The 15,481-nt window shown below is 68.6% G+C and carries 3 protein-coding genes; 2 read left to right on the forward strand and 1 reads right to left on the reverse strand.

All coding sequences use genetic code 11. The features are described from left to right. Positions 1-7: 7 nt before the first annotated feature. Together MSG_RS25840 and MSG_RS07995 are read left to right on the forward strand one after the other, a co-directional pair. Complete coding sequence (locus MSG_RS25840; protein ID WP_096438583.1) at positions 8-6,745, forward strand: type I polyketide synthase; 6,738 nt, start codon at positions 8-10, stop codon at positions 6,743-6,745. 22 nt (positions 6,746-6,767) lie between these two features. Then, positions 6,768-14,180, forward strand: coding sequence for a beta-ketoacyl synthase N-terminal-like domain-containing protein (locus MSG_RS07995; protein ID WP_170063146.1), 7,413 nt, complete (start codon positions 6,768-6,770; stop codon positions 14,178-14,180). Here MSG_RS07995 and MSG_RS08000 read toward each other — a convergent pair. Continuing rightward, positions 14,174-15,391 carry a permease gene (locus MSG_RS08000; RefSeq protein ID WP_096438587.1) on the reverse strand — a complete coding sequence of 406 codons (1,218 nt, stop codon included), beginning with the start codon at positions 15,389-15,391 and terminating at the stop codon, positions 14,174-14,176. The genes MSG_RS07995 and MSG_RS08000 overlap by 7 nt on opposite strands. Positions 15,392-15,481: the final 90 nt, after the last annotated feature.

The raw sequence follows: 15,481 nt of genomic DNA on the forward strand, positions 1-15,481 counted from the left end.
GAGATTCATGGAATCCAAGCATCCTCCTGTCGCGGTTGTCGGAGTGAGCGCGTTGTTCCCGGGATCTCCGGAAGCCACCCGTTTCTGGCGCAACATCGTCGAGGGCGTGGACCTGTTCTCCGATGTTCCCGAGTCGCACTGGCGTATTGACGACTTCTACGACCCTTCTCCCCGGACGCCGGACAAGGTCTACGCCAGCCGCGGCGGATTTCTGCCGGACGTCGATTTCTCGCCCATGGATTTCGGAATTCCACCGAATGTTCTGCCCGCGACCGATACGGCCCAGCTACTCGCGCTCAGAGTCGCCCAGCAAGTATTAGAGGACGCCGCCGACGGCGACTTTTCCCACCTTGATCGGGAGCGCATCAGCGTCGTGCTGGGCGCATCCGGTGGCACCGAATTGATTACTTATATAAGTGGCCGCCTGCATCGTCCGGTCTGGGAGCGCGGGCTGCGCGCCGCGGGTCTTTCCGAACCCGAGCTGGAGGCATTCAGCGAGCGGGTGGCGTCCAACTACACGCCGTGGCAGGAGAACACCTTCCCGGGGCTGCTCGGCAACGTCATCGCCGGGCGAATCGCCAACCGCTTCGATCTCGGCGGGACGAACTGCGTCATCGACGCGGCGTGTGCGAGTTCGTTGGCCGCCCTCGAGGTCGGACTGCACGAGCTGTATCTCGGCGAATCGGACATGGTGATCGCCGGCGGGGTCGATGCCTTCAACGACATCTTCATGTTCATGTGCTTTGCCAAGGTCACCGCTCTGTCGCCGAGCGGCGATTGCCGCCCCTTCTCCGATCAGTCGGACGGCACCATGCTGGGCGAGGGGTTGTCCATGCTCGCGCTCAAGCGACTCGACGACGCCGAACGCGACGGCGATCGGATTTACGCCGTGATTCGCGGCATCGGTACCTCGTCGGACGGCCGCGCGAAGAGCATCTACGCGCCGAGTCCGACGGGCCAGGCCAAAGCCCTGCGTCGCGCCTACGCGGCGGCCGGCTACGGCCCCGAGACGGTGGGGCTCGTGGAAGCGCACGGCACCGGCACCAAGGCGGGTGACGTCGCCGAGTTCACCGCGCTGCGCGAGGTCTTCGACGCATCAGGGCGTGCCGACCGGCAGTGGTGCGCGCTGGGCTCCGTCAAGTCCCAGGTCGGCCACACCAAGGGGGCCGCGGGGGCATGCGGCCTGTTCAAGACCGTGATGGCGCTGCACCACAAGCTGCTGCCGCCGACCATCAAGATCGATCAACCCAACCCGGGTCTCGAGATCGAGAAATCGCCGTTCTATCTCTCGACGCGCACCAAGCCGTGGCTGCCCGACCACGGAGTCCCGAGGCGGGCGTCCGTGAGCTCGTTCGGCTTCGGTGGCACCAACTTCCACGTCACCGTCGAGGAGTACACGGGTAGCGGGAAGCGGGCCTGGCGGTATCGGTCCTGGGATTCGGAACTGGTCGTGCTCGGGGCGCCGTCGGCTGCGGCGCTCGCCGGGGAAGCCGCCCGCCTGTCGGCCTCGCTGGTCGACAGCGACGACATGCTCAGCTACGTCGCGCGCAGCACGCAATCGGCGTACGACGCCGCGCAGCCGCACCGCCTCGCCGTCGTCGCCGACAGTGTCGCGACGTTGCGCACGATGCTCGACGAAGCCGCAGCGAAGCTCGAAACACCGGATTTGGCGCCGTCTTTCAGTTCGCCGAAGGGTTACTTCTACTCGGCGCGCAAGGCCGGGCCGGTCGCGCTGTTGTTCCCGGGGCAGGGTAGCCAGTACGTCGGCATGGGCGCGGACATTCCGCAGCTCTATGACGCGGCTTTGGCGCCGTGGGAACTTGCACGCGCCGAGCATTTGAACGCCGACCGCGACCTGCATCAAGTGGTGTGGCCGAAGACGGCCTTCACCGACGAGGAGCGGGCGCGGCAGGCCGCCGAGTTGACGAAGACCGAGTGGGCACAGCCCGGCATCGGCGCGCACAGCCTGAGCCTGTTGTCCGTGATTCGCTCGCTGGGCATCGCCCCGGTGGCCGTCGGCGGGCACAGCTTCGGCGAGGTCAGCGCGCTCTGCGCCGCCGGTGTTTTCAGCGAAGAGGTCGCGCTGCGGATCGCGCGGGCCCGGGGAGTGCTGATGGCCCAGGCCGCGGCCAGTAGCGACGGGGCCATGTGTGCGGTTGCGGCGTCGGCCGAGCAGGTCCGCAAGCAGATCGACGAGTGGGGCCTGTCGGTCGTCATCGCGAACCACAACGCCCCCGACCAGGTGGTGCTGTCCGGCGACAGCGCGTCGATAGACGATGCGGCACAGCGGTTCAACGCGGTGGGCATGAAAGCGCGCCGCCTCGATGTCGCTACCGCGTTCCACTCCGAGATCGTGAGCTCGGCGGCCGTTCCGTTCGACTCATTCCTGGCGAATGTTCCGTTCGGCACGCCCGAGGTACCCGTGTACGCCAACGCGACGGCTCAGCCGTACGCCGCCGATGCTCGGGCAATGCGGACCACACTCGCCAACCAGATCGCTCAGCCGGTGCGGTTCGCCGAGCAGATTCAGGCGATGTGGCAGGCTGGTGCGCGCACCTTCGTCGAGGTCGGTCCCGGCGGCGTGCTGACCAGTCTGGTCGGCAAATGCCTTGCCGGCCAAGAGCATTCCGCGGTATCACTGGACGCCAAGGGCCGCAACGGCATCCGGTCGCTGTGGATCGGGATCGCGCAACTTGCGGCCGCCGGCGTGCCGATGAATTTCGCCGGCCTCTGGGCCGATTACCGGCCCAGCGATGACCCCCGGAAGCGCGAGCAGCCCAAGCTGACCCTGAAGATCAACGGATCCAACTACGGACGGCCGCAGATCAACGACGAACCTGTGCGGCGGCCGGCCCAGAAAGTCTTATCTCCCGACCACAGTGGCCACACCAACCCACACAGGACCGAATCGGAGTCCAAATTGGCGCCATCCGAGTCAATTACACCTGCTGCCCACGTCAACGGGTCGGCATCCGCGGGCGCACCTTCGGCGCCCCCGATCGTGCTGCCTCCCGCACCGGTTCCGGCCGCCCGCAACGGCAACGGTGCGCACGCGGTGGCTCCTGCCGCAGCCGCCGCCGTGAGTAACGGCGCTGTTCGGCCGGTCGCGGCGCCCGCGCCCGGCCTCAACGCCGACGCCGTAACGGCGATCCTTGCCGCTGTGGGGGCTTTGCAGGAATCTATCGGTCAGCTGCAAGGGGTCTTACAGGGCCTGGTGACCCAGAGCCCGGTCACCGCACCACCCGCCGCGCCTGCGGCGGTATCCGATGGCACCTCGGTGCTGCCGGCTCCGCGGGTTGCTCCAGCCGCTACCAACGGCAGGTCGGCGCTGCCCGTTCCGCCGGCGCCGCTCGCGCCGACAGCGGCGAATGGTGTTGCGGTAGCCCCGGTTCCGCAGCCGCCGGTGCCGGTCGTGCCGGCTGTCGTTTCGGTGGGGTCTGCGGAGTTGGTGTCGCAGATGTTGGCGGTGGTGGCTGATAAGACGGGTTATCCGGTGGAGATGCTGGATCTGTCGATGGCGTTGGAGGCCGATCTGGGGATCGATTCGATCAAGCGGGTCGAGATTTTGTCGGCGGTTCAGGAGCGGATTCCGGCGTTGCCGGAGGTGGATACGGCGACGATGGGTGCGCTGGTCACGCTGCAGGAGATCGTGGGCTACCTGCAGGGCTTGTTGGCTCCGGTGACGTCCAGCGGTGTCGCGCACGCGCCCAGCAACGGTGTGGTACAAGCGGTTTCGAATGGGGTCGCGGTGAAGCCGGTGCCGGTCGTGCCGGCTGTCGTTTCGGTGGGGTCTGCGGAGTTGGTGTCGCAGATGTTGGCGGTGGTGGCTGATAAGACGGGTTATCCGGTGGAGATGCTGGATCTGTCGATGGCGTTGGAGGCCGATCTGGGGATCGATTCGATCAAGCGGGTCGAGATTTTGTCGGCGGTTCAGGAGCGGATTCCGGCGTTGCCGGAGGTGGATACGGCGACGATGGGTGCGCTGGTCACGCTGCAGGAGATCGTGGGCTACCTGCAGGGCTTGTTGGCTCCGGTGACGTCCAGCGGTGTCGCGCACGCGCCCAGCAACGGTGTGGTACAAGCGGTTTCGAATGGGGTCGCGGTGAAGCCGGTGCCGGTCGTGCCGGCTGTCGTTTCGGTGGGGTCTGCGGAGTTGGTGTCGCAGATGTTGGCGGTGGTGGCTGATAAGACGGGTTATCCGGTGGAGATGCTGGATCTGTCGATGGCGTTGGAGGCCGATCTGGGGATCGATTCGATCAAGCGGGTCGAGATTTTGTCGGCGGTTCAGGAGCGGATTCCGGCGTTGCCGGAGGTGGATACGGCGACGATGGGTGCGCTGGTCACGCTGCAGGAGATCGTGGAGTACCTGCAGAGCTTGCTCGCTGCGCCACCCCCAAACGGATCGCCACCACTTACCGCGTCGCCACCCAACGGCAGCCCGGCAGGTGGTCGCCTCCCTTTTGAGTTAGCCGGAGCAGCGATCGCCCGCTACGCGGTGCACGCGGTGGCTGCTCCGGCCAGCGGGATGGGAATGCCGGGCCTCTACGGTGGCGCCGACGTGCAGATCGTCGCGGCCGAGGACGCCGCCGTCGCCGATGCCCTGGCCGCGACCCTGCGCACGTACGGCCTTCCGGCGTCCGTCGTGGCCGAACCCAGCGCCGACGCCGACGCAGTGATCCACCTCGGTGGCTTGCGGCCAACGGCCGGGCGGGACGAGACGCTGGCCGTCAATCGGGTGGCGTTCGCCGACGCCCAACGCATCGCCGCGAAATTCGAGGAGCGCGGGGGCGTCTTCGTCACCGTCCAGGACACCGGCGGCACCTTCGGGCTGCTCGCCGAGCCCGGCCCGCGCGCCTGGGCCGGCGGTATCGGTGCGCTTGCCAAGACGGCCGCCCAAGAGTGGCCGAAGGCACAGGTCAAGGCGATCGACATTGCAACGCAACAGTATTCGCCCACCGCCGTCGCCGAACAACTCGCCCAGGAACTGTTGGCGGGCGGGGCGGAACTGGAAGTCGGCCTGGGCAGCACGCACGGCCGCGTCACTGTCGTCGCGGGCCCGAGCCGACCGAGCGCGCACATACGCCGCATCGACAACCGCGACGTCATCGTGGTGTCCGGTGGGGCGCGCGGCGTCACCGCGGCGTCGGTGATCGCCCTGGCGCGGGAGACCCAGGCCACTTTCGTCCTGCTCGGACGGACGGAACTCGCCCACGAACCCGCGGCGGCGCGCGGACTGGCGACCGCTGCCGAGCTCAAGCGCGCCCTGCTCGCGAGCGCGGCGGCCGACGGCCAGAAGCTCACGCCCCGTCAGCTGGAGCAGCAGGTCCAGCGGATCCTGGCCGACCGCGAGGTGCGTGCGACCCTCGCCGAGCTCGAAGCCGCCGGCTCGCGGGTCCGTTACGCCGCGGCCGACGTGCGCGACGCGGCGCAGCTCAGCGCCCTTCTCGACGGCGTGCGAGCCGATTTCGGCCCGATCACGGGGCTGGTGCACGGTGCCGGCGTGCTGGCCGACGCGCCCCTGCACAAGAAGACCCTCGACGGATTCGACCGCGTCTTCGAGACAAAGGTCGGCGGCCTGGGTGCGCTGCTGGACGCCACGGCCGCCGACGCGCTGAAGATCGTCTGCCTGTTCTCCTCGGTGGCCGCACGCAGCGGCAACGTCGGTCAGAGCGACTACGCCATGGCCAACGAGATCCTCAACAAGGTGGCCCTGGCCGAGCAGGCCCGGCGCGGTCCGGGCTGCCTGGTCCGGGCATTGGGTTGGGGGCCATGGGATTCCGGCATGGTGACGCCTGCGCTCAAGACGATGTTCGAGTCCCGGGGTATCTCGTTGATACCGCTCGCGGACGGCGCGCGGGCCTTCGTCTCGGACGTGCTCGACGCCGCGACGGACGGTCCCGAGGTGACCCTGGGCGACGGTGTATTGGCGGGCCTGCCAACGCATCCGCTGCCCCCGGAGGGCCGGGTCGCTTGCGTGGCGGCCCATGTGACACGCCAGCCCTATCTGACCGACCACCGCGTCCAGGGCAACGTCGTACTCCCCGTTGTGCAGGCGTGCGAGTGGTTCGTGCGACTGGCGGAGGCCTGCCGGCCCGGGTATCACGTGGACCGGCTGCTCGACCTCAAGGTGCTGCGCGGCGTGACATTGCAGGACTTCGACCAACACGGCGAGCTCCTGCTGGTGCGCTGCGCGCCGGTGGAAGACCACCCGGACCGGCTGACCTGCACGCTGTCCGATCGCGAGGGATCGGTGGCCTACTACTCCGCGACCATCGAAATGAGTTGGGGCGCAACGGTTGCACCGACGCTCGCGGTTTCCCCGCGCGGCGTCCGCCAGCTGAGCCGCGAGACCTGCTACACCAACGGTGCCCTTTTCCACGGGCCCGCCTTCCAGGTCGTCGAGAACGTGGACTGCCAGGCCACCAGTGCGACGGCGGCGCTGCACGGTCTGACGACCGCCGGGTGGCCGGGCGACGACTGGGCGACGGACGCCGCGGCTCTGGACGGCTGCCTGCAGGTGGCGTTGGTGTGGAGCTTCGAGCAGTTGGGCCGCAAGGTATTGCCGTTGCGGGTGGGCGAGGTCGTCCGGTATCGGGCCGGTGCGCTCGACGGCAGCCTGCGCTGCGTGCTTTCCAATGGCGATGCCAAGAGCAGCAGGGCCAGCTGCGATCTCGACCTCGTCGACGCCGACAATCGCGTGGTTGCCAGCCTCAAGCGGCTCGAGTTGTACCCCTACGGCAGCTGATCCGATATGCCGCGGAGTCGTCTTGAAGTTTGAGCCCATTGCCATCGTCGGCCAGGGCTGCGTACTTCCGGGCGGCCTCAACCCCGACGAGTTGTGGACGACGGTGTGCGAGGGCCGCGACGTCCTCGGCTCACCGCGGCCGGACTACTGGGGCGTGTCCCCTACGCGGGTCTTGCGCGATCAGCGCGACGGGTCCTACCTGGACCACACCTGGTCGGACCGCGGAGGGTACGTGCGCGGCTTCGAGGACGTGTTCGACGGCCGCGGCCTGCTGCTCGGCGCTGCCGACCTCGACGGCCTCGATCCGCTGTACCTGTGGGCCATCGAGGCGGCGCGGCAGGCTCTCGCAAGCGCCGGCTGGACCGCAGGCGCGATTCCCGGCTCGGCCGGGGTTGTCCTCGGCAATCTGAGCTACCCGACCAAGTCGATGACCGACCTCGCCGAAAAGTTCTGGCGCGGAACCGGACACGGGATCGATTGGCGAAATCGCTTCATGTCCGGGCTGCCGGCCCACCTGATCGCCAACGCGCTGGGGCTGACCGCAGGAGCGGCGGCCCTCGACGCCGCATGCGCGTCCTCCATCTACGCGATCAAGCTGGCCTGCGACCGGTTGCACGACGGCACCGCGGACGTGATGCTGGCGGGCGGAGTCAACGGCGCCAGCGATTTGCTTCTCCACGTCGGCTTCAGCGCGTTGCAGGCGCTGAGCCGCACCGGCCGGTCGCGCCCCTTCCATCAGGGCGCCGACGGACTGGTGCCCGCCGAAGGTGCGGCGATTCTGATCCTTCGCAGGCTCGACGACGCGATCGCCGCCGGTCAGACCATCCTGGGCGTGATCCGGGGAATCGGCCTTTCCAACGACGGCCGGGGCCGGGGTCTGCTGGTGCCGTCGCAGGACGGTCAGGAACGCGCGATGCAGGCGGCTTATCAAATGGCCGACCTTGAGCCGCAGGACATCTCGCTCGTCGAGTGCCATGCCACGGGCACGTCACGCGGCGACCTGACCGAGCTGATGAGCATGGCACGCATCTTCGCCGGCATGGCCAATGTGCCCATCGGATCGCTGAAATCCAATCTGGGGCACTCGATCACCGCGTCGGGTGCCGCGGGCGCCATCAAGGTGCTCGCGGCGATGCGAGCGGGTGTGCGGCCGCCGACGCTGCACGTCGACGATCCGCTGCCGTTCATCGCCGGCTCGCCGTTCCGGCTGCTCGAAGCGGCCGAACCGTGGGTGTGCGTCGGGCCGCGCCGCGCGGCGATCAACAACTTCGGCTTCGGCGGCAACAATGCGCACCTGCTGCTCGAGGAATGGATCGAGCCCGCCGAAAAGCGGCACGCCCGGGTGAGCTGGCCGGTGACCGGGCCGCCATCCGAGCATGACATCGCCATCGTGGGCCTGAGCCTGCTGGTGGGCGACGGGCACGAAACCGCCTCGGTCGCCGATCATCTGATGACCGGCCAGTCGATACCTTGCGACGACGGCGGACGGCTCAGGGCGCGCATGTCCGAGGTGTCCCTCGACCTCACGCGAACACGTTTTCCCCCTGCGGATCTCAAGCAGACTCAACCGCAGCAACTCGCCCTGCTCGGCGCCGCCCTCAATATCGACGAAGTCATCAAGGGCCTGCCGCCCGACACGACGAGCGTCGTCGTGGGGATGGGCTGCGACGCCGAGGTGACCCGGTTCGGCGTCCGGTGGCGGCTGGCCGACGAGATCGACGACCCCGACGACCTGGCGGCGGCGCGGGACGAGGTCGTGCAAGGGTGGACCGCCGCCGGCGTGGTGGGTGCCATGCCAAACATCGTGGCCAACCGGTTGAACAGCCAATTCGACTTGCGTGGGCCAAGTTTCACGGTGTCGCGGGAGGAACTGTCCGGCACCACCGCCCTGGAGCTGGCCGCGCGCGCGTTGCGGCGGGGCGAGGTGGATGCCGCGGTGGTCGGCGCCGTGGATCTCAGCTGCGAATCGGTCCACGAGGCGGCTGTCCGCGTGCTGCTGGGTCCGGGCGAGCAGGTGCCCGGCGACGCCGCGGTCGTCGTCGTCCTCAAACGCGCCGATGACGCGCGCCGCGACCACGACACGATCCTGGCCACGCTGCCCGCAAACCAACAACCGCGGGGCGAGTGCCTCCACCTGGGCACCGCACCGGGTGCATTGAACCTCTCGCCGCTGCTCGGCCATGCCCATGCGGCGTCGGGATTGCTGCACGTCGCCGCCGGCGTGCTCTACGGTTTCCTGGGCGTATGGCCCGACGGTACGGCGTGGGCAACCGACGAGCGGGCGGTTGTCGTGGCGCTCGCCGGCATCGCCGGCCAGGAACAGCAGATCGTGTTGCTGCCGCCGCCGCCCGGACACCGCGACGCCGGCGCGCGCGGCGGCCAGTTTCCGCCCGCCGCCCGGCCGCGCACCGGGAAGCCCACGCAGCTGTCCTTCCCGGCCCACCTGCCCGAGGTACGGCTGCCGGCCCGCGTCGCCGCCGCGTCTCGCACAGCACTGAATCCCGTTACCGCAGAACATCTCACCACGCATCACCTGGAGCAGCTCATGGCAACATACGTCCCGCTTCCGCCGCCTCTGCCCAGGGCCGCGGAGGCATTGACGCGGGTGCCGCTGGGCGAAGCGCTGATCGCGCAGACGCCGCCGGAGCCGCTGGCGATGGTGTACGACCTCGACTCGGAGATCGCCGTCGCGACCGCCGCCGAGGCGAGCGCGCAGCGCGCCGTCGCGCTGCCGGATGTCCAGATCGACGGCATGCCCGTCCCGACGGCCACCACGGCGCTGGAACCCTCGGTGCACAACGACGTCGACAAACCGTTTCCGAAAGGCGCCAGCCGGGCGATCCAGCCGACCCGGCCGGCCGGCAAGGAAGTGCCGGCGCCCACGGTCAAACGCGCACCGGTCGGGCTGACGCTGGACAAGGACGGCCTGCGGGTGCACGCGTCGGGAAAGATCTCCGAGATCTACGGTCCGGCGTTCGCCGTGCAAGACGACTACCTCCGCCAGGTGCGGATGCCCGAACCCCCGCTGCTGCTGGCGGATCGCCTGCTGGGCATCGACGCCGAGCCTGCCAAGTTCGGCACCGGAACCCTGTGGACGGAAACCGATGTCACCGCCGACGCCTGGTGGCTGCACCAGGGCCGAATGCCGGCCGGCATCATGATCGAAGCGGGGCAGGCCGACCTCATGCTCATCTCCTGGATGGGTGCGGACTTCCTCAACAAGAGCGAGCGGGTGTATCGGCTGCTGGGTTGCGAGGTGACCTACCTGGGTGGCCTGCCCGAGATCGGCGACACCCTGCGGTTCGACATCCACGTCGACGGCCACGCCCGCCAGGGCGACATCAGGATGTTCTTCTTCCACTATGACTGCACGATCGACGGCGTGGAGCGGATGTCGATGCGCAACGGTCAGGCCGGCTTCTTCTCCGACCAGGAGCTGGCGGCCTCGGGCGGCATCCTCTGGCGGCCCGAGGACGAAACCGTCGACGGCCCAATGGAACCGACGCCGGCGCAGACGGCGCGCACGTCGCTGCGGCGCGCCGATCTGGAGGCCGTGGCGGCGGGGGACATCTGGCACACGTTCGGCGCCGGCTTCGAGCGCGCGGCCAGCCACACCCGCACGCCCAGCATCGCGGGCGGCGACATGCTGTTCGTCGACGAGGTGACGCAGCTGGACCTGACCGGCGGCCCGTGGGGGCGGGGCTACCTGCGTGCCGTCGAACACATCAACCCCGAAAAGTGGTATTTCGGAGGTCATTTCAAGAACGATCCCTGCATGCCCGGGACGCTGATGTACGAGGCGACGATGCAGACGATGGCGATCTACATGACCGCCCTGGGCATGACGATCGGATGCGACGGGTGGCGCTTCGAACCCGTGCCCTTCGAGACCTACAAACTTGTCTGCCGCGGTCAGGTCACACCCCAGTCCCGCGAGCTGGTCTACGAGGTGTTCGTGCGCGAGGTCATCGCTGGGCCCGAACCCACGCTGTTCGCCGACCTGCTGTGCACCGTCGACGGCCTGCCGGCCTTCCACTGTCGCCGGATGGGCCTGCGGCTCTCTCCCGGCTGGCCGATGGACATGGGCGCCAAGGAGCTCGAGGAGTATGTCGAACCCAAGGCCGTCGCCGCGGCGGACGGCTTCGCCTTCGACTACCAGGCGATGCTCGCCAGCGCTACGGCCAAGCCCTCCATGGCTTTCGGCCCGCTCTTCGAAAAGTTCGACTCCCACCGCAAGGTGGCCCGGCTGCCGGGGCCGCCGTACCACTTCATGTCCCGGGTCACCGAGCTGGTCGGCGACATCGGCGTCGTCAAGTTCGGTGCGGAAGCCGTCGTCGAGTACGATGTACCCAGCGACGCTTGGTATTTCGCCGCGAATGGGGCGCCGACGATGCCCAACGCGGTGCTCATGGAGGTCGCGTTGCAGCCGTGCGGCTGGCTGGCCAGCTATGTCGGCTGCCCGCTGGACAGTGAGGTGGACCTGTATTTCCGCAACCTTGACGGCAACGGCACCCAGCATCTGGAGATCACGCCGTCGATCGGGACGTTGCGCACCAAGATCTCGCTGACCAGCATCGCCAAGGCGGCCGGGACCATCATCGTCAGCTTCGTCGGTGAGATCCACGCGCACGCCGGACTCGTCTACAGCTTCGACACGGTGTTCGGCTACTTCCGCAGCGAGGCGCTGCAGAACCAGGTCGGGCTCCCGGTCAGCGACGAGCAGCGGTCTTTGGTCGAACTCGCCTGCGACGCACCGGTCGTCGAGTTGCGGGAGCGCCCGCGGGGATTTTTCGGTCCGGGACCGCGGCTGGCGGAGCCGATGCTGTTGATGATCGACCGCGTCACCGGCCGCTGGCCCACCGACGGTGCCGCCGGGCTGGGGCGCTGGCGCGCGGTCAAGGACGTCGACCCCGCGGAGTGGTTCTTCAAGGCCCACTTCTGCCAGGACCCGGTGCAGCCGGGATCACTGGGCATCGAAATGCTGCTCCAGCTCCTGCAATTCGCGATGCTCGACCTCGGCCTCGGCAAGGAGGCCGGGCCGTCGGCGCGCTTCGAGCCGGTGGCCCAGCGCGACGCGATCACGTGGCGATACCGCGGGCAGATCATCCCAACCAACAAGCAGATCACGTCGCAGGTGGAGATCACCCGCATCGGCCGTGCAGACGATGGCATCCTGGCCGTCGCCGAGGCCTCGCTGTGGGTTGACGGGAAGCGGATCTACAGCGCGAGCAACCTCGGCATGCGGATCACCCGGGACGCACCGGACGGCCGATTCGCGGTCCGCGCCGGCTCGTCCGGCACGCCTGTCGAGACCCCGGCCGCCACCACGGTGGAGACGGTCATCGACCCGGCGCGCGACACCTGGATCACCGACCATTGCCCGACCTACGTCATTCCGTCGCTGCCGATGATGTCGATCCTGGACCTGTTCGCCGAGGCGGCCGGCGCGGCCTGCGGCCCGGCGAAAGTGGTGGAAGTCACCGACCTCAGGGTCGTCGGCTGGGTCGTCGTCGATTCGCCCAAGCGGCTGCGGGTGGCGGTGGAACCGGCCGGGCCGGGACGCTTCGCGGGCCGACTGGAGGCGTGGCGCGACGCGCCGAATCCGGTGCTGTCCCGCTGGGAGACCCACGCGACCGCCACGATCGTCACCGCGGACCAGTACGCCGGTGCACCGGTAGCCCCGGCCCCGCTGCGCGATGCGGTGCCCTTTGCCACGCCGTACGACGGCGCGGTCTTCCACGGACCGGCGTTCGCCAGCCTCATCGACGGCGCGCGCATCGGCCGCAACGGCTCGTCCGGGACGCTGGACGTGCAGCGGTGCACTGTTCCCGCGGGTCGGCTGCAGCCGGGACTGCTCGACGGTGCGCTGCACGTCGTTCCGCACGCAGCGATGAGCGTATGGACCACGGACGGCACAGATGTCGCGTCGTATGCCGAGGCCCCTGACCCGACGGTCGCGTTCCCGCGGTGTGTGGAGTGTGCCCGGTTCTACGGTGCCACGCCGGTGCAGGGAACGGTCGACGTGGAAACGCGGTTCGTCGGGTTCGACGACGCCGACGGCCGGATGCCGATCATCGACCTGTGGCTCAGCGTCGCGGGCAAGCCGTGGGCATACCTTCGCCTCGTCGAGATTCTGCTGCCCAAGGGCCCCCTGGCCGAGGCCGGCGGCCCGCGGCGGCTGGCGTTCCTGGGACAGCGCCGCGCGGTGCCCGCGATGTCGTTGAGCGAACGGCTGGACCACGGCGTGGTCGCGCTCGATTCCGCCCGCGCGGCGACGCTGGACTGGTTTCGGGGCACTCTGCAAGCGGTGTACCGGACCGACAGTCAAGGGGATTCGCTGCTCGCCGACATCGCGACCAAGGAAGCCGTCGCCGACGCAGCCCATGGCGCGATCCACCCGTCGCAGGTTCAGTTCGTCAACGGGTTGCCGAACTGCCCGGTGTTGCCCCTGGAACGGGTCACCGTCGAGGTCGACGCGCGTCCGGGCCGGTGCCGCGCCAGCGCGTCGCTGCAGACGGACTGGCAACCCGTACGCCGGTGGTGGGCCGACCTGCTGGGGTTGCCGCGGGACGGATTCGGCGACCTGCTGCACTGGGCTCTGCTGTCGCGTTACGTCAGGCACGTGATCGTCACGGATCCCGCCGCGATGTCGGCGATTCGCGGCCGCCCGGTATTGCTGCTGGGCAACCATCAGGTGCAGGTCGAGTCGCTGTTGGGCACGACGATCGCGTCGTGGGCGACCGGCACGCGGGTCATGCCGATCGCTAACGCCAAGCACGAAAACCGCTGGATTGGACAGCTTTTGCAGCTGCTGGACATAGAGGCCGGCCGGCAGCTCGGCGCCATCCGGTACTTCGACCAACAGCACCCGCAGCAGTTCCTGCGCCTGATGGACGAAATCAAGTCCGACGTCGCCGACCGCGGGGTCTCGACGCTGGTGCACGCCGACGGCACGCGCGCTGTGCACTCCGGGCAGCGCGTCGAGCGGCTCACCTCCACGCTGCTGGATATGGCGGTCGAGGCGTCGGTGCCCATCGTGCCGGTGTACTTCGCGGGAGGGTTGCCGATCGAGACGCTGGATCGAAAGCTCGAGGTCCCGTATCGCCATGCCGCGCAGGACTACATCTTCGGGCGGCCGATCATGCCGGACGAGTTGGCCGGGTGGGCTTATGCCCAGCGTCGACACCGCGTCATCGACGCCATCAACGCGCTTGCCCCGTTCAGCGATGCGCCGCACGAGCCCAATGTTGCCGTGGAGCAACGGATCAACGCTCGCGTGCCACCGGATGCGACGCCGCTCGAGTCGGTCTGGGCTTGCATCGAGGATGCGCTGGACGGACTCGCCGCGAACTGGCGGGACATGATCGGCGACGACTGGGCGGCGGCCAGATCAACCCAGCGCCACACCGCCGACACCGGCACCGGCCGTCAGTGATGGTGGTGGTGGTCGTCCGTCGCCTCGGGTGAGCCGCCCATCATCCGCACCATCGGCATTCCGCCGGAGGTGACGAACCGGGCCACCAGCAGCGCCGCGACGGCCAGGAAAGCGACGTTGAGCCAGCTGGTGTAGTTCCACGAGAACGTCGCTTCCATGACCGTGGCGTTGCGGTGGGTGGGAATGAGTTTGGCTGTGCCGAAGAGCAATTCGACGAGGTAGCCGGCGGCGACCATCGCCGTGTAGAAGGTTCCGAGCAGGATCAGCATCATCCGGGTGCCGTAGTACTTGCGGTAGATATTCAGGATCGGCACGATCAGCAGGTCCGCGTAGATGAAGGCGATCACGCCGCCGAAACTGATCCCGCCGTTCCACAGCACCGCCGCCAGCGGCACGTTGCCGATCGAGCAGACGAAGGACGCGATCGCCACGACGGGTCCCACGATGGGCCCCCACACCGCCGACAGGCCAGGGTGATCGGCCAAGAAGAAGCTTCGCCAGAACGTTTCGGGCACCCACGCCGCGATGGCGCCGGCGATCAACAGGCCCAGCACCAGGTCCCGCAGGATGGCCAGCCATTCCATGACGAACACGTGCGAGACCGAGGTGAACCCGGCACCGGAGAACAGCCGGCGCCAAAACGACCCCTCGCGCTGGATGGACATCTCCATCGCGGCGTGGCCTTCCATCGAGCCGGCGATGCCCAGCTCGGCCTGTTCGCGCGCCGCGTCGACCAGGCGGGGCCGCACGAACAGACGGAACAGGATCGCCAGCACGACGATCATCAGCGGGCCACCGATGAACTCGGCCGCGGTGAACTGCCAGCCCATCAGCAGGGCCAAGATGATGCCTAACTCGACGACCAGGTTGGTGGAGCCGATTTCGAACGCCATCGCGGCGGTGAAGTTGGCACCCTTGCGGAACAGCGACCGGGCCAGGGCCACGGCCGCATACGAGCAGGACGACGACGCCGCGCCCAGCCCGGCCGCCACCGCCAGGCTGCGCGGCCGGTCGTCGCCGAGCAGCGCTACCACCGTGGAGCGGTGGACCACCGCCTGCACGACCGCCGACAGGGCGAACCCGAGGATCAGCGCCCACAGGATTTCCCACGTCATCGAGCCGGCCAGCGCCAGCGCGTGCCCGACTGCTGCCAGCACCTTGCTTGTCACAAGACCCCGCTTCCTGCGCGCTCGGAGTCGATCATCGCGCATGCGCCGACCCCTGTCTCCCGCAGCCGCGCAACGCAGGGCTTCGATCGTGAGGCGTACTAACCACTTGTTGGACTGCCGTCCCAGTCGGCA

The sequence above is a fragment of the Mycobacterium shigaense genome (genome assembly GCF_002356315.1).
Taxonomy (GTDB): Bacteria; Actinomycetota; Actinomycetes; order Mycobacteriales; family Mycobacteriaceae; genus Mycobacterium; species Mycobacterium shigaense.